Origin of the sequence: Bacillus sp. LJBS17 (assembly GCF_019334685.1) — a bacterium.
In the GTDB taxonomy this organism is placed as follows: Bacteria; Bacillota; Bacilli; order Bacillales; family Bacillaceae; genus Bacillus; species Bacillus subtilis.
The window spans coordinates 2,582,044-2,598,100 of the sequence record NZ_CP079759.1 but is presented as its reverse complement, the minus strand read 5'-3'; the positions used below and the strand labels follow the sequence as shown (position 1 = coordinate 2,598,100).

Sequence of the window (16,057 nt, the reverse complement as noted above, 5' to 3'; positions counted from 1 at the left end):
GAATGCGTAATTCGCGTTTGTTATTGCCTATGGCGGCAGCTTCGGCAACGGCTGGAATTACTGCCGCCGCTTATTTCCCCGCTATTTTTCTTTTCATCCTCTTTCTCCTCATCATGTTAATCAAAACGAGGCACGCTTTTCTTATTATTGTTTGTTTCTTCTCTTTTATATTGTTTTTTGTACTGTATGCAGTCACAGATTCTCAGAATGTCTCTTCCTATCGGCAGGGAACCTATCAATTCAAGGCAGTGATTGACACTATTCCCAAAATTGACGGCGACCGTATGTCTATGATGGTTGAGACACCTGATAAGGAAAAATGGGCTGCTGCGTATCGCATTCAGTCTGCTGGTGAAAAAGAACAGCTGTTATACATAGAACCAGGAATGTCATGTGAGTTGACTGGTACATTGGAAGAACCGAATCACGCAACTGTGCCGGGTGCATTTGATTATAACGAGTATCTTTATCGGCAGCATATTCATTGGAACTACTCTGTCACGTCTATCCAAAACTGCAGTGAACCTGAAAATTTTAAGTACAAGGTGCTCAGCTTGAGAAAACATATCATATCATTCACAAACAGCCTTCTGCCTCCTGATTCGGCAGGAATTGTACAGGCACTTACAGTCGGTGACAGATTTTATGTGGAGGACGAAGTGCTTACCGCGTATCAAAAGCTTGGTGTTGTCCATCTCTTGGCGATATCAGGACTCCACGTGGGGATTTTGACAGCAGGTTTGTTTTATATCATAATCCGTCTTGGTATAACTAGAGAAAAGGCGTCAATTCTGTTGCTGTTATTTCTGCCGCTCTATGTGATGTTGACCGGCGCTGCTCCTTCAGTGCTACGCGCCGCTCTCATGGCGGGTGTTTACTTAGCTGGAAGCCTTGTCAAATGGCGTGTCCACTCTGCAACTGCAATTTGTCTTTCATACATCGTCCTTCTGCTCTTCAATCCTTATCATCTCTTTGAAGCCGGTTTTCAGCTATCGTTCGCCGTCAGTTTTTCTTTAATTCTATCCTCTTCTATTTTTCATCAGGTTAAAACCTCCTTGGGGCAGCTGACAATTGTATCACTCATCGCTCAGCTGGGCTCGCTTCCGATTCTCCTATATCATTTTCATCAGTTTTCTATCATCAGCGTACCGATGAATATGTTGATGGTACCATTTTATACCTTCTGTATTTTGCCGGGAGCTGTAGCAGGTGTTCTTCTATTAAGTCTTTCCGTTTCGTTTGGGAGATTGTTTTTCAGCTGGTTTGATTTATTGATAAGCTGGACCAATAGGCTAATCACAAACATTGCAGACGTTGAAGTGTTCACGATTATGATCGCACATCCTGCACCTGTTTTGCTTTTTTTATTCACGGTCACGATCATCCTATTGCTTATGGCGATTGAAAAACGCTCCTTGTCGCAGTTGATGGTAACCGGAGGCATTTGCTGCACGGTGATGTTTCTGCTCTTTATATATCCGTGTCTTAGTTCCGAAGGAGAAGTGGATATGATAGATATTGGACAGGGTGACAGCATGTTTGTAGGTGCTCCGCATCAGCGGGGTCGTGTCTTAATTGATACCGGCGGCACTTTGTCTTACTCGTCAGAGCCTTGGCGCGAAAAACAGCATCCGTTTTCACTGGGGGAAAAGGTGCTGATTCCGTTTTTAACTGCTAAGGGAATCAAGCAGCTTGACGCTTTAATTCTGACGCACGCTGACCAAGATCATATCGGAGAGGCGGAGATTCTGCTGAAGCATCATAAAGTAAAGCGCCTCGTGATTCCGAAAGGGTTCGTTTCTGAACCTAAAGATGAGAAAGTGCTGCAGGCAGCCAGGGAAGAGGGAGTGGCAATTGAAGAGGTGAAGCGAGGCGATGTGTTGCAAATAAAGGATTTGCAGTTCCATGTACTGTCACCGGAAGCACCTGATCCGGCAAGCAAAAATAATTCATCTCTCGTTCTTTGGATGGAGACGGGCGGTATGAGCTGGATCTTGACGGGTGATCTGGAGAAAGAAGGGGAACAAGAGGTGATGAACGTGTTTCCGAATATAAAAGCAGATGTGTTAAAGGTGGGGCACCATGGGAGCAAAGGCTCTACCGGTGAAGAATTCATCCAACAGCTTCAGCCGAAAACGGCCATTATCTCAGCCGGGAAAAACAATCGGTACCATCATCCTCATCAAGAAGTTCTGCAACTATTACAGAGACATTCTATCCGCGTGCTGCGAACAGACCAAAACGGAACGATCCAATATAGATATAAAAACAGAGTTGGAACCTTTTCTGTCTATCCTCCATATGATACATCAGATATAACAGAGACGAACTAAAAAAAGACTGCCGAGAAATCAGCAGCCCGGGCAGTCGCTGTTATGAACCAACTAGGTGAATAACCGTTGCCATGACAAACAAGAAGGCGAAAAATCCGAAGGACACAACAAAACCAACAGCTGAATCTACAGCATCATTTCGTTTGCTTTGAACGTTTTTTTCAAAATCATTCAACTTTATCCCTCCTGACTGATTTAAGTATAATCGAATCGTTTTGAAAAATCTAGAAGCTTAGGTAACGTTTTCTGTTCTGGTGATTATCGCCTTTTTACAAGCTGTCCCGGGGGCTTGCGAACAGGCGTTTAATATAAATGGGGAAGCAGCAGTCAGGCTTCCTCTTTACTATTTTGCAAACTCAATTTAGGATAGAGGGGGATGATGAAAGAGAGGAAGTCGTACAACAATGGTATTTGATGTGTGGAAAAGCCTAAAAAAAGGAGATGTCCATCCGGTTTATTGCTTATACGGAAAAGAGACATATCTGCTGCAAGAAACCGTCAGCAGGATCAGACAGACGGTCGTTGATCAGGAGACAAAGGATTTCAATCTATCCGTTTTTGATCTGGAAGAGGACCCGCTGGATCAAGCGATTGCAGATGCTGAAACGTTTCCGTTTATGGGAGAGCGGCGTCTTGTCATTGTGAAAAATCCATATTTTTTAACAGGTGAAAAGAAAAAAGAAAAAATTGAGCACAACGTCAGTGCGCTTGAATCATATATACAATCACCTGCGCCTTACACAGTCTTTGTCCTGCTTGCTCCGTATGAAAAGCTTGATGAGCGGAAAAAGCTGACGAAAGCGTTAAAGAAGCACGCGTTTATGATGGAGGCGAAGGAATTAAACGCAAAGGAAACGACAGACTTTACTGTCAACCTTGCAAAAACAGAGCAGAAAACAATCGGCACGGAAGCGGCGGAGCATTTGGTTCTGCTTGTGAACGGGCATCTGTCATCGATTTTTCAGGAGATTCAAAAGCTCTGCACGTTTATTGGAGATCGTGAAGAAATTACGCTGGATGATGTGAAAATGCTTGTTGCTAGAAGCCTTGAACAAAATATTTTTGAGCTGATCAATAAAATCGTCAACCGAAAACGAACTGAGAGTCTGCAAATTTTTTATGATTTGCTTAAACAAAATGAAGAACCGATCAAAATTATGGCGCTTATTTCGAACCAGTTCCGGCTGATTCTGCAGACAAAGTACTTCGCGGAACAGGGATACGGACAAAAACAAATCGCTTCTAATCTAAAAGTTCACCCATTTCGGGTAAAGCTGGCGATGGATCAAGCAAGGCTTTTTTCAGAGGAGGAGCTCCGTTCAATTATTGAACAGCTTGCCGTCATGGACTATGAGATGAAAACCGGAAAAAAGGACAAGCAGCTTCTGCTCGAACTGTTCCTTTTACAGCTGTTAAAAAGAAATGAAAAAAACGATCCCCATTATTGAGGATCGTTTTTATATTATGCAGAAAGTCCGTTCACTTTTTTCGCTAGTCTTGATTTGTATCGAGCTGCGGTATTTTTGTGTACAAGACCTGTTTTCACTGCTTTATCAATACGTTTAGCTGCTTCAGTAAGAGCAGTTTTCGCTTTGTCAGCTTCGTTGTTGGCAACAGAAGCTTCAACTTGTTTGATTGCAGTACGCATAGCAGATTTGATTGTCGCGTTATGAACGCGGCGTTCGTTGTTTGTTTTTGTACGTTTAATCGCTGATTTAATGTTTGGCATGTGTTTCACCTCCTAAGATACAACCTGTAGCACAGTGTCTTAAGGTTAAATCTTCTTCACAATAGAACAAATTGTATTCTATCAAACACACCTTTAGATTGCAATATAAATGTAAAGTATTTTTCATTGAAGGTTCTCTTTTTAGCATGATTCATTCAGCAAATGGCAACAATATAGGTACTTAATGTGAAGGAGGCCCCTGTATGAAAAAGAGTGAGCTGGATGTGAATCAGTATTTGATACGGACCGATTTGGCAGTGGAAACGAAGGAAGCAATGGCCAATCAGCAGGCTGTGCCGACAAAAGAAATTAAAGGCTTTATTGAAAAAGAGCGTGATCACGGCGGCATTAAAATCCGCACAGTTGATGTTACAAAGGAAGGCGCAGAGCTTTCGGGAAAAAAAGAAGGGCGCTATTTAACGCTTGAAGCACAGGGAATCAGGGAGAATGATTCGGAAATGCAGGAGAAGGTCTCTGCTGTCTTTGCGGAGGAATTCTCAGCTTTTCTTGAAAACCTTAATATCTCAAAAGATGCGAGCTGTTTGATCGTTGGGCTCGGCAACTGGAACGTGACACCTGATGCGCTTGGACCGATGGCAGTAGAAAATCTGTTGGTAACAAGGCACTTGTTTAAGCTTCAGCCGGAAAACGTACAGGAGGGTTACAGGCCTGTCAGTGCATTTGCACCGGGTGTAATGGGGATAACAGGAATCGAAACAAGTGACATTATTAAAGGTGTGATTGAGGAATCGAAGCCTGATTTTGTCATAGCCATTGATGCGTTGGCGGCGCGGGCGGTGGAAAGGGTCAACACAACCATTCAAATATCGGATACAGGCATTCACCCGGGATCTGGAGTGGGGAATAAACGAAAAGATTTAAGCAAAGACACGCTTGGTGTTCCGGTGATTGCTATCGGTGTTCCGACAGTAGTTGATGCCGTGACAATTGCCAGCGACACGGTGGACTACATATTAAAACATTTTGGCAGAGAAATGAAGGATAACAGGCCATCAAGATCGCTTGTTCCGGCAGGCATGACGTTTGGGAAAAAGAAAGTGCTCACTGAAGAAGATCTTCCCGATCAAAAGCAGCGCCAATCGTTCCTAGGGATTGTCGGAACCCTTCAAGAAGATGAAAAACGGCAGCTCATTCACGAGGTGCTTTCGCCTTTAGGGCACAACTTAATGGTTACGCCGAAGGAAGTCGATTCATTTATCGACGATATGGCAAATGTTTTAGCGAACGGATTAAACACAGCGCTTCATGAAAAAGTGTCACAAGAAAACAAAGGCTCCTACAATCACTAAACAGTTCTACTTCCTCTAGCTTGTTCATAGAGTAATTACTAGACAAGCGCTGGAGGGATTCAATGAGAAATAAACGCAGAAACAGACAGATTGTTGTTGCGGTAAATGGAGGGAAAGCGGTAAAAGCCATTTTTCTATTTATCGTAAGCCTTATCGTGATTTTTGTTCTATCCGGTGTGCTGACGTCTCTCCGGCCGGAACTTAGGCCGTCGTCTGACTCTTTTTATGGGATTGCTGAAGAATTGCCGGGTGACGTATTTGCACATTTGCTGCGGATGGAAAACCATTATTTCGCTTCTGACCTCTCTCAAACCGACAGCTCATTTCATCTTTCTCGTCTTTCTTTAAAGCTGGCGACGAGCATTAACCTCGAAGATCCGCGGAGCTTTCTCGGTCGGGAGCTGCCAGGGTTTGCACAATTTGATACCGAGATTTTGTTAGCTGGACAAGGAACCGATTATACGAATATGCCTGCGGAATCGCCGCCGCCGTCTAAGGTGATGGAGGAAGAAAGGGAAGCGAATTTGGCAGAGATTGAAAAACAGCAAACGCGATCAGATAATGCACAAAAAGATCCGCCCAAACAAACAACAGGTGATAAAAAGGTCGTGTTTATCTATCACACGCACAATACCGAATCATATCTCCCTCTATTAAAAGGCGAGACCGATCCTGACATGGCGCGCCATTCTAAAGCCAACGTCACGCTTGTAGGAGATATGTTCGGACAAGCGCTTGAATCCCAGGGAATCGGAGCCACAGTGAATAAAACCGATATACAGTCAAAATTGAATAAAAAAGGCTTAAACTATGCCAGGTCCTATGACGAATCAAGGCCGGTCGTGAAAGACGCCCTCGCTTCAAACAAAAATCTGCAATATATCATTGACATCCACAGAGACTCACGGCGCAAAAAAGACACAACCGCAACGATTAAAGGAAAAAGCTATGCCAGGGTAGCCTTTGTCGTCGGGAAAAAAAGCAAAAACTTCGAAGAAAACTATAAAATTGCGAGTGAGCTTCATAAACTGATGGAGAAAAAATACCCCGGACTTAGCACAGGTGTCTTTTCCAAAGGCTCGCCAGGCGATAATGGTGTTTACAATCAGGATTTAACAGATAGAGCGCTTTTGCTCGAGTTTGGCGGAGTAGATAATAATCTCGAAGAGCTGCAGCGTGCGGCTAACGCGGCCGCGGACGTATTCAGCGAAATGTACTGGGATGCTGAAAAGGTCAATGCAGCAAGCGGGGAGACGAAAAAACAATAAGAAATAGGTGGTTGATTTGATTGCATACTTTGGAAAATGCTTACTGCTTGTCGCGATCATGTTTATAGGCGTTCTGTTCGGCATGCAGCAGGCAAACAACGGGATGCTGAGTATGAAAGGCTATCATGACCCTTCACTGAAGGGGGCGTTTACGCTCACCGACGGAAAAGATAATGAAAAAGAAGCCTCAATCCTAGGAGAAACAGTCACGGCAAAAGATTTAGAAGAAAAACAAAAAGAGCTGGAAAAGGTGGAGACATTCAATATGTTTTCAAAAGCCGGACAAGCACTTTCGAACACCGTAACCAATACTGCCCAGTCAATGTATGAATGGATACGGGATATGAATCAATAAGTACGTGAAAGAGAAAAGCAGCCCAGATATGATAGGGAACTTTTCTCTTTCTTGTTTTACATTGAATCTTTACAATCCTATTGATATAATCTAAGCTAGTGTATTTTGCGTTTAATAGTAGGAGTGATAGATTGTGACAGATAAAGAAAAGCGTTTAGAGAGGCAATCGAGAATACGGAATTTCTCTATCATTGCCCATATTGACCACGGAAAATCGACCTTAGCGGATCGTATTTTAGAAAAAACGTCGGCAATCACTCAACGAGAAATGAAAGAACAATTGCTCGATTCTATGGATCTTGAACGTGAGCGGGGCATAACCATTAAATTAAACTCTGTTCAGCTTAAATATAAAGCAAAAGACGGAGAAGAATATATCTTTCATCTAATCGATACGCCGGGACACGTCGACTTCACGTATGAAGTATCCCGAAGCCTTGCTGCCTGCGAGGGAGCGATTCTTGTCGTGGATGCAGCCCAGGGGATTGAAGCGCAGACGCTCGCCAATGTCTACTTAGCGCTTGACAACGATCTTGAAATCCTTCCGGTCATCAATAAAATCGACCTTCCGAGCGCCGAGCCCGAACGTGTGCGCCAAGAGGTAGAAGACGTTATCGGCCTTGACGCATCAGAAGCCGTGCTTGCTTCAGCAAAAGCCGGTATCGGGATTGAGGAGATTTTAGAACAAATCGTAGAAAAGGTGCCAGCTCCGACCGGAGATCCGGAGGCGCCGCTCAAAGCGCTGATCTTCGACTCGCTTTATGACGCCTACCGCGGTGTCGTGGCTTATATCAGAGTCGTTGAAGGAACGGTAAAGCCGGGACAAAAAATCAAAATGATGGCAACCGGCAAAGAATTCGAAGTAACAGAGGTGGGCGTGTTCACGCCGAAAGCAACTCCGACAAATGAACTGACGGTCGGTGATGTAGGCTTCCTGACTGCCTCAATCAAAAATGTCGGTGACACACGTGTCGGTGATACAATAACGAGCGCTGCCAATCCTGCAGAAGAAGCGCTGCCGGGATACCGCAAGCTAAACCCGATGGTGTACTGTGGTTTGTATCCGATTGATACAGCGAAGTATAATGATTTAAGGGAAGCTCTTGAAAAGCTTGAGCTGAATGATTCCTCCCTTCAATATGAAGCGGAAACTTCGCAAGCGCTTGGATTCGGGTTCCGCTGCGGATTTTTAGGCATGCTTCACATGGAGATCATTCAGGAGCGAATTGAGCGTGAGTTCAACATCGACCTGATTACAACAGCGCCAAGCGTTATCTATGACGTGTATATGACAGACGGCGAAAAGGTCGTTGTCGACAACCCATCCAACATGCCGGATCCTCAAAAGATCGAAAGGGTTGAGGAGCCATACGTAAAAGCGACGATGATGGTGCCGAATGACTATGTCGGCGCTGTAATGGAGCTTTGCCAAGGAAAACGCGGCAATTTTATTGATATGCAGTATTTAGACGCAAACCGTGTCAGCATCATTTATGATATGCCATTAGCGGAAATCGTATATGAGTTTTTTGATCAGCTGAAATCAAGCACTAAAGGCTATGCGTCCTTTGATTATGAACTGATCGGCTACAAACCGTCCAAGCTTGTGAAAATGGACATTATGCTGAATGGTGAAAAAATCGATGCCCTTTCCTTTATCGTGCATCGTGATTACGCATATGAACGCGGAAAAGTGATCGTTGAAAAACTGAAAGAACTCATTCCGCGCCAGCAGTTTGAAGTTCCGGTACAAGCCGCAATCGGCCAGAAAATCGTGGCCCGCTCCACCATAAAAGCAATGCGTAAAAACGTATTGGCTAAATGTTACGGAGGGGACATCTCGCGTAAACGGAAACTTCTTGAAAAACAAAAAGAAGGAAAACGCCGTATGAAGCAGGTCGGCTCAGTTGAAGTGCCGCAAGAAGCATTTATGGCAGTTCTGAAAATGGACGACAGTCCGAAAAAACAATAGAAGCCGCCGCAGTCTTGTACTGCGGCTTCTTTCTGTAAAGAAGGTGATCCATTTGAAATCAGCTTATATCCATATCCCATTTTGTGAGCATATTTGCCACTACTGCGATTTCAATAAATATTTTATTCAAAGTCAGCCAGTCGACGAGTATTTAAACGCACTCGAACAGGAAATGATAAATACAATAGCAAAAACCGGGCAGCCTGATCTCAAAACAATCTTTATCGGAGGAGGCACGCCGACCTCCCTGTCTGAGGAACAGCTTAAAAAGCTGATGGACATGATCAACCGCGTGCTGAAGCCCTCAAGCAACTTATCGGAATTTGCGGTTGAAGCGAATCCGGACGACTTGTCCGCAGAGAAATTAAAAATATTAAAAGAAGCAGGCGTAAATCGCCTCAGCTTTGGTGTGCAAACGTTCGAAGACGATCTGTTAGAAAAAATCGGCCGAGTGCACAAGCAAAAAGATGTATTCACCTCTTTTGAAAGAGCGCGGGAAATTGGTTTTGAGAATATCAGTCTTGATCTAATGTTCGGGCTTCCGGGGCAAACCCTCAAGCATCTGGAACATTCCATAAACACTGCTTTATCATTGGACGCCGAGCATTATTCCGTTTACTCCCTTATTGTAGAACCGAAAACGGTATTTTATAATTTGATGCAAAAAGGGCGGCTTCATCTTCCGCCGCAGGAGCAGGAAGCTGAAATGTATGAAATGGTGATGAGCCAGATGGAAGCTCACGGCATTCATCAATATGAAATCAGCAACTTTGCTAAGGCAGGCATGGAATCTAAGCACAATCTAACGTATTGGAGCAACGAACAATATTTCGGTTTCGGAGCCGGCGCTCACGGATATATTGGCGGCACACGAACAGTGAACGTCGGACCTGTTAAGCATTACATTGACCTGATAGCTGAAAAGGGTTTTCCGTACAGAGATACACATGAAGTGACAACAGAAGAACAGATTGAGGAAGAAATGTTTTTAGGTTTGAGAAAAACAGCCGGTGTCAGCAAAAAACGATTCGCAGAAAAATACGGCCGTTCCCTAGATGAACTTTTCCCAAGCGTGTTAAAAGACCTCGCTGAAAAAGGGCTGATTCACAATTCGGAGTCTGCCGTTTATTTGACTCATCAAGGGAAATTATTAGGCAATGAAGTTTTTGGCGCTTTTTTGGGTGAGTTATAATTGACATTTTTCTTGTGGTTTGATACTTTTGTTATAGAATTAGCACTCACTTATTGAGAGTGCTAACAGAGGTGATGATGATGTTAACAAATCGTCAGCTGCTGATCCTTCAGGTTATAATCAACGATTTTATTAAATCGGCACAGCCGGTGGGATCAAGAACTCTTTCGAAAAAAGATGAAATCACATTTAGCTCTGCAACAATAAGAAACGAGATGGCTGACTTGGAGGAATTGGGCTTTATTGAAAAAACCCATTCATCCTCAGGACGTGTTCCGTCAGAAAAAGGGTATCGGTACTATGTTGACCATTTGCTGTCACCCGTCAAACTGACGAAAAGCGACCTGGACCAAATCCACTCGATCTTCAAAGAGAAAATTTTCGAGCTGGAGAAGACAGTTCAAAAATCAGCGCAAATTTTGTCCGATCTGACGAATTACACATCCATCGTACTCGGGCCGAAGCTGAGTGAGAATTACCTTAAACAGATTCAAATCATTCCGATTCAGCCTGATATGGCGGTAGCGATTCTCGTTACCAATACGGGGCATGTGGAAAACAAAACGATTAACTTTCCGACCAAAATGGATCTGTCTGATATTGAAAAACTGGTCAATATACTGAATGACCGTTTAAGCGGCGTTCCAATGGATGAACTGAATGAGCGCATATTTAAGGAAGTTGTCATGTACCTAAGACAGCACATTAAGAACTATGACAATATACTCGACGCGCTTCGTTCAACCTTTCATTCCACAAATCATGTTGAAAAGTTGTTTTTTGGCGGGAAAATCAATATGCTGAACCAGCCTGAGTTCCATGATATCACCCGAGTTCGGTCGCTCCTTTCATTAATTGAGAAAGAACAGGATGTTTTAAAGCTGGTTCAATCCCCGCACACGGGAATTTCGATTAAAATCGGAAAAGAAAACGACTATGAAGAGATGGAAAATTGCAGTCTGATTACGGCTTCTTATTCCGTAGACCAGAAGCAGATCGGCTCAATTGCGATTATCGGCCCGACCCGCATGAATTATTCCAGGGTTGTCAGCCTGCTTCAGCATGTGACTTCGGACTTGTCAAAAGCATTAACAAGTCTGTATGATGAATAAGGGAATTTTGGCAAATTTTATCGAAGGGCAGCACCTGTCCTTCTCCTTACACTTTGAGGGAGGTGAACACAATGTCAGAAGAAAAACAAACCGTTGAACAAAACGAAACAGAAGAGCAAGAAATCATTGAAGAACAAGCTGCCGCTGATGAACAGCAGGAAGAAACAAATGAAAGCGAACTTCTTCAAAACCAAATTAACGAATTGCAAGGTTTGCTTGAGGAAAAAGAAAACAAACTTTTGCGTGTTCAAGCAGACTTTGAAAACTATAAACGACGCAGCCGTTTAGAGATGGAAGCGTCCCAAAAATACCGTTCTCAAAATATCGTGACTGATTTGCTGCCGGCTCTTGACAGCTTTGAACGAGCGCTTCAGGTTGAAGCCGACAATGAACAGACGAAAAGTTTGCTCCAGGGAATGGAAATGGTCCACCGTCAGCTCGTAGAAGCCTTGAAAAAAGAAGGCGTCGAAGCCATCGAAGCTGTAGGGCAGGAATTTGATCCTAATCTGCACCAAGCTGTTATGCAGGCTGAAGACGAAAACTACGGCTCCAACATTGTTGTTGAGGAAATGCAAAAAGGCTATAAGCTGAAGGATCGCGTCATTCGCCCTTCCATGGTCAAAGTGAATCAATAATTACATAGCAGGAGGTTATTCAAGTGAGTAAAGTTATCGGAATCGACTTAGGAACAACAAACTCATGTGTGGCAGTGCTTGAAGGCGGCGAGCCTAAAGTGATTGCTAACGCTGAAGGAAACCGCACAACGCCATCAGTTGTTGCGTTTAAAAACGGCGAACGTCAAGTAGGGGAAGTGGCTAAACGCCAATCTATTACAAACCCTAACACAATTATGTCAGTCAAACGTCATATGGGTACTGATTATAAAGTTGAAATTGAAGGAAAGGATTACACTCCACAAGAAGTGTCTGCTATCATCCTTCAACACCTTAAATCATACGCTGAAAGCTATCTTGGCGAAACAGTATCAAAAGCAGTTATCACAGTTCCTGCATACTTTAACGATGCTGAGCGTCAAGCAACAAAAGACGCTGGTAAAATTGCAGGTCTTGAAGTAGAACGTATCATCAACGAGCCAACTGCAGCAGCGCTTGCATACGGACTTGATAAAACAGATGAAGATCAAACGATCCTAGTATACGACCTTGGCGGCGGTACATTCGACGTTTCCATCCTTGAGCTTGGCGACGGTGTATTCGAAGTTCGTTCAACTGCCGGCGACAACCGTCTGGGCGGGGACGATTTTGACCAAGTTATCATCGATCATCTTGTGTCTGAATTCAAAAAAGAAAACGGCATTGATTTATCAAAAGACAAAATGGCGCTTCAGCGTTTGAAAGACGCAGCTGAAAAAGCGAAAAAAGATCTTTCCGGCGTATCTTCTACGCAAATTTCTTTACCGTTTATCACAGCTGGAGAAGCAGGACCGCTTCACCTTGAACTTACATTAACTCGCGCTAAATTCGAAGAGCTTTCTTCTCATTTAGTAGAGCGCACAATGGGTCCTGTCCGTCAAGCGCTTCAAGATGCAGGACTTTCTGCAAGCGAAATCGACAAAGTCATCCTTGTCGGCGGATCAACTCGTATCCCTGCCGTACAAGAAGCAATCAAAAAAGAAACTGGAAAAGAAGCGCATAAAGGCGTAAACCCGGATGAAGTTGTAGCGCTTGGTGCTGCGATTCAGGGCGGCGTTATCACAGGTGACGTAAAAGATGTTGTTCTTCTTGACGTTACACCGCTTTCTCTCGGTATCGAAACAATGGGCGGCGTGTTTACAAAACTGATCGACCGCAACACGACGATCCCGACAAGCAAATCTCAAGTGTTCTCAACTGCTGCTGATAACCAAACAGCTGTTGATATCCATGTTCTTCAAGGTGAGCGCCCAATGTCTGCCGACAACAAAACACTCGGCCGCTTCCAGCTTACTGATATCCCGCCAGCACCGCGCGGCGTGCCTCAAATCGAAGTTTCTTTCGATATTGACAAAAACGGTATCGTAAACGTAAGAGCAAAAGACTTAGGCACAGGGAAAGAACAAAACATTACAATTAAATCTTCTTCAGGTCTTTCAGATGAAGAGATCGAACGCATGGTTAAAGAAGCGGAAGAAAATGCTGACGCTGATGCGAAGAAAAAAGAAGAAATCGAAGTCCGCAACGAAGCAGATCAGCTTGTTTTCCAAACTGAGAAAACATTAAAAGATCTTGAAGGCAAAGTGGATGAAGAACAAGTGAAAAAAGCCAACGATGCCAAAGACGCTTTAAAAGCAGCAATTGAGAAAAACGAATTTGAAGAGATCAAAGCGAAAAAAGATGAGCTTCAAACAATCGTTCAAGAGCTTTCTATGAAGCTTTATGAAGAAGCTGCTAAAGCACAGCAAGCTCAAGGCGGAGCAAACGCTGAAGGCAAAGCGGATGACAACGTTGTCGACGCTGAATACGAAGAAGTAAACGACGACCAAAACAAAAAATAAGTTCTTTTTAGTGTCAGCCCCGCTTCCGGAGCTGACCGAAAAGAACACATTTCATAATCTGATTCAATGATTAGAAAGTCAAAGTCAGGCATCTCTTGGCTTTGACTTTTTTTCTTGCCCGGGATAAAAGGAATTGAAAAATCATAATTCAAAATGATACAATCTAATTTATGTGAGAAATTCGGGAGAGTGAAGCGAGATGAGTAAGCGTGATTACTATGAAGTGCTGGGAGTAAGTAAGAGCGCTTCAAAGGATGAAATTAAAAAAGCTTATCGGAAGCTGTCAAAAAAATATCATCCTGATATTAACAAAGAAGCCGGATCAGATGAAAAATTTAAAGAGGTAAAAGAAGCGTACGAAACGCTGTCAGATGACCAAAAACGTGCGCATTACGATCAATTTGGTCACACTGACCCTAACCAAGGCTTCGGCGGCGGAGGTTTTGGCGGCGGCGATTTCGGCGGTTTTGGTTTCGATGATATTTTCTCAAGTATTTTCGGCGGAGGCACAAGACGGAGAGATCCAAATGCTCCGCGCCAGGGTGCTGATTTACAGTATACGATGACCCTGTCGTTTGAGGATGCGGCTTTCGGTAAAGAAACAACCATCGAAATTCCCCGCGAGGAAACGTGCGAGACATGTAAAGGCTCAGGTGCGAAACCTGGAACAAATCCAGAAACATGCTCCCACTGCGGAGGCTCCGGCCAGTTAAACGTAGAGCAAAATACACCGTTTGGAAAAGTCGTTAACAGACGGGTCTGCCACCACTGTGAAGGTACAGGCAAAATCATTAAAAACAAATGTGCGGACTGCGGCGGCAAAGGAAAAATCAAAAAACGCAAGAAAATCAATGTGACAATTCCAGCCGGTGTAGATGACGGGCAGCAGCTTCGTCTCTCGGGACAGGGTGAATCAGGAATAAACGGCGGCCCTGCCGGGGATTTATTTGTCGTGTTCCATGTACGCGCACACGAGTTCTTCGAGCGTGACGGCGATGATATTTACTGTGAAATGCCGTTAACGTTTGCTCAGGCTGCTCTTGGAGATGAGGTAGAAGTGCCGACGCTGCATGGAAAAGTGAAATTGAAAATTCCGGCCGGTACACAAACAGGAACGAAATTTAGATTAAGAGGCAAAGGCGTTCAAAATGTCAGAGGCTATGGACAGGGTGACCAGCATATCGTCGTCCGCGTCGTTACGCCGACAAATCTGACTGATAAACAAAAAGACATTATCCGCGAATTTGCCGAAGTCAGCGGAAACCTGCCTGACGAACAGGAAATGAGTTTCTTTGACAAGGTAAAACGCGCGTTTAAAGGCGATTAATTATTGGATGAGGAGTTGGTAGTTTTGAAATGGTCCGAATTAAGCATTCACACAACACATGAAGCGGTCGAACCTATCTCAAATATATTGCATGAAGCTGGTGCAAGTGGGGTTGTGATAGAGGACCCGCTTGATTTAATTAAAGAACGTGAGAATGTGTACGGGGAAATCTACCAGCTCGACCCCAATGATTACCCAGATGAGGGTGTCATTGTCAAAGCATATCTGCCGGTTAACAGTTTTCTGGGCGAAACTGTAGACGGCATTAAAGAAACGATTAATAATCTCCTTCTTTACAATATTGATTTGGGTAGAAACCAGATCACTATTTCTGAAGTAAATGAAGAAGAGTGGGCGACTGCCTGGAAAAAGTATTATCATCCTGTGAAAATTTCTGAAAAGTTTACAATTGTGCCGACGTGGGAGGAATATACGCCGGTCCATACTGATGAACTGATTATTGAAATGGACCCGGGAATGGCTTTCGGCACAGGGACACATCCGACAACCGTACTCTGCATTCAGGCGCTTGAACGCTTTGTGCAAAAGGGTGATAAGGTGATTGATGTCGGCACTGGTTCAGGAATTTTAAGTATTGCGGCTGCAATGCTTGAGGCTGAATCGGTTCATGCCTACGATCTTGATCCCGTGGCTGTAGAAAGTGCACGCCTTAATCTCAAGCTGAACAAAGTCAGCGATATTGCTCAAGTGAAGCAAAACAATTTGTTAGACGGGATTGAAGGGGAACATGATGTGATTGTGGCCAACATTTTGGCTGAAGTCATTCTTCGCTTTACTTCACAAGCGTACAGCCTGTTAAAAGAAGGCGGCCACTTTATTACGTCAGGAATCATCGGGCATAAAAAACAAGAAGTAAAAGAAGCACTGGAACAAGCTGGCTTTACCATTGTAGAAATCCTTTCAATGGAAGATTGGGTCAGCATTATTGCGAAAAAATAACAGTT

15 protein-coding genes are annotated in these 16,057 nt (G+C 43.9%); 13 read left to right on the top strand and 2 right to left on the bottom strand.

What is annotated here, in order from left to right:
• The first annotated feature begins 2 nt into the window (after positions 1 to 2).
• Complete coding sequence (locus tag KXZ66_RS13445; protein ID WP_128441738.1) at positions 3 to 2,333, top strand: DNA internalization-related competence protein ComEC/Rec2; 2,331 nt, start codon at positions 3 to 5, stop codon at positions 2,331 to 2,333.
• A gap of 40 nt (positions 2,334 to 2,373) precedes the next feature.
• Here the strand turns inward: KXZ66_RS13445 and KXZ66_RS13440 are convergent, their stop codons facing one another.
• Positions 2,374 to 2,508 (bottom strand): YqzM family protein, encoded by a 135-nt coding sequence (locus KXZ66_RS13440; protein ID WP_003229983.1) that lies wholly within the window; start codon positions 2,506 to 2,508, stop codon positions 2,374 to 2,376.
• Between the two features lie 76 nt (positions 2,509 to 2,584).
• On the opposite strand from KXZ66_RS13440, the gene KXZ66_RS13435 reads away from it, so the two are divergent.
• Positions 2,585 to 2,698: a hypothetical protein gene (locus tag KXZ66_RS13435; protein WP_122060479.1), complete on the top strand. Its 114-nt coding sequence runs from the start codon at positions 2,585 to 2,587 to the stop codon at positions 2,696 to 2,698.
• A 39-nt stretch (positions 2,699 to 2,737) separates the two neighbouring features.
• Positions 2,738 to 3,781 carry a DNA polymerase III subunit delta gene (gene holA / locus KXZ66_RS13430; protein WP_029317888.1) on the top strand — a complete coding sequence of 348 codons (1,044 nt, stop codon included), beginning with the start codon at positions 2,738 to 2,740 and terminating at the stop codon, positions 3,779 to 3,781.
• 14 nt (positions 3,782 to 3,795) lie between these two features.
• On the opposite strand, the gene rpsT is transcribed toward holA, so the two are convergent.
• Positions 3,796 to 4,062 (bottom strand): 30S ribosomal protein S20, encoded by a 267-nt coding sequence (gene rpsT / locus KXZ66_RS13425; protein ID WP_003229989.1) that lies wholly within the window; start codon positions 4,060 to 4,062, stop codon positions 3,796 to 3,798.
• Positions 4,063 to 4,265: 203 nt separating this feature from the next.
• Between rpsT and gpr the strand changes: the two genes are divergently transcribed.
• From gpr to prmA, 10 genes are all read left to right on the top strand, one after another.
• Entirely contained in the window at positions 4,266 to 5,372 is a 1,107-nt protein-coding gene (gpr, locus tag KXZ66_RS13420; protein ID WP_032726190.1) for a GPR endopeptidase, read from the top strand.
• A gap of 62 nt (positions 5,373 to 5,434) precedes the next feature.
• Positions 5,435 to 6,640 carry a spore autolysin SpoIIP gene (gene spoIIP, locus KXZ66_RS13415; RefSeq protein ID WP_128441736.1) on the top strand — a complete coding sequence of 402 codons (1,206 nt, stop codon included), beginning with the start codon at positions 5,435 to 5,437 and terminating at the stop codon, positions 6,638 to 6,640.
• A 16-nt stretch (positions 6,641 to 6,656) separates the two neighbouring features.
• Complete coding sequence (locus KXZ66_RS13410; protein WP_077671452.1) at positions 6,657 to 6,995, top strand: YqxA family protein; 339 nt, start codon at positions 6,657 to 6,659, stop codon at positions 6,993 to 6,995.
• Between the two features lie 133 nt (positions 6,996 to 7,128).
• Complete coding sequence (gene lepA / locus KXZ66_RS13405) at positions 7,129 to 8,967, top strand: translation elongation factor 4 (RefSeq protein ID WP_003229999.1); 1,839 nt, start codon at positions 7,129 to 7,131, stop codon at positions 8,965 to 8,967.
• Positions 8,968 to 9,019: 52 nt separating this feature from the next.
• Positions 9,020 to 10,159 carry a radical SAM family heme chaperone HemW gene (gene hemW, locus KXZ66_RS13400; protein ID WP_021480059.1) on the top strand — a complete coding sequence of 380 codons (1,140 nt, stop codon included), beginning with the start codon at positions 9,020 to 9,022 and terminating at the stop codon, positions 10,157 to 10,159.
• Between the two features lie 80 nt (positions 10,160 to 10,239).
• The gene (gene hrcA / locus KXZ66_RS13395) at positions 10,240 to 11,271 is read left to right on the top strand and encodes a heat-inducible transcriptional repressor HrcA (RefSeq protein ID WP_003246126.1); all 1,032 of its coding nucleotides are present in this window, start codon (positions 10,240 to 10,242) and stop codon (positions 11,269 to 11,271) included.
• 71 nt (positions 11,272 to 11,342) lie between these two features.
• On the top strand, positions 11,343 to 11,906 hold the full coding sequence (gene grpE / locus KXZ66_RS13390; protein WP_003230005.1) for a nucleotide exchange factor GrpE: 564 nt from the start codon (positions 11,343 to 11,345) through the stop codon (positions 11,904 to 11,906).
• Between the two features lie 23 nt (positions 11,907 to 11,929).
• On the top strand, positions 11,930 to 13,765 hold the full coding sequence (dnaK, locus tag KXZ66_RS13385) for a molecular chaperone DnaK (RefSeq protein WP_014477380.1): 1,836 nt from the start codon (positions 11,930 to 11,932) through the stop codon (positions 13,763 to 13,765).
• Between the two features lie 199 nt (positions 13,766 to 13,964).
• A complete protein-coding gene (gene dnaJ, locus KXZ66_RS13380; RefSeq protein ID WP_041850026.1) occupies positions 13,965 to 15,092 on the top strand; it encodes a molecular chaperone DnaJ in 1,128 nt (375 codons plus the stop codon).
• Between the two features lie 24 nt (positions 15,093 to 15,116).
• Positions 15,117 to 16,052 carry a 50S ribosomal protein L11 methyltransferase gene (gene prmA, locus KXZ66_RS13375; protein ID WP_032726187.1) on the top strand — a complete coding sequence of 312 codons (936 nt, stop codon included), beginning with the start codon at positions 15,117 to 15,119 and terminating at the stop codon, positions 16,050 to 16,052.
• Positions 16,053 to 16,057 lie beyond the last annotated feature (5 nt).

Coding starts and splice junctions, on each gene's coding strand:
- KXZ66_RS13445 (WP_128441738.1), top strand. CDS start 3: ATGCGTAATTCGCGTTTGTTATTGCCTATGGCGGCAGCTTCGGCAACG.
- holA (WP_029317888.1), top strand. CDS start 2,738: ATGGTATTTGATGTGTGGAAAAGCCTAAAAAAAGGAGATGTCCATCCG.
- rpsT (WP_003229989.1), bottom strand. CDS start 4,062: ATGCCAAACATTAAATCAGCGATTAAACGTACAAAAACAAACAACGAA.
- gpr (WP_032726190.1), top strand. CDS start 4,266: ATGAAAAAGAGTGAGCTGGATGTGAATCAGTATTTGATACGGACCGAT.
- spoIIP (WP_128441736.1), top strand. CDS start 5,435: ATGAGAAATAAACGCAGAAACAGACAGATTGTTGTTGCGGTAAATGGA.
- hrcA (WP_003246126.1), top strand. CDS start 10,240: ATGTTAACAAATCGTCAGCTGCTGATCCTTCAGGTTATAATCAACGAT.
- grpE (WP_003230005.1), top strand. CDS start 11,343: ATGTCAGAAGAAAAACAAACCGTTGAACAAAACGAAACAGAAGAGCAA.
- dnaJ (WP_041850026.1), top strand. CDS start 13,965: ATGAGTAAGCGTGATTACTATGAAGTGCTGGGAGTAAGTAAGAGCGCT.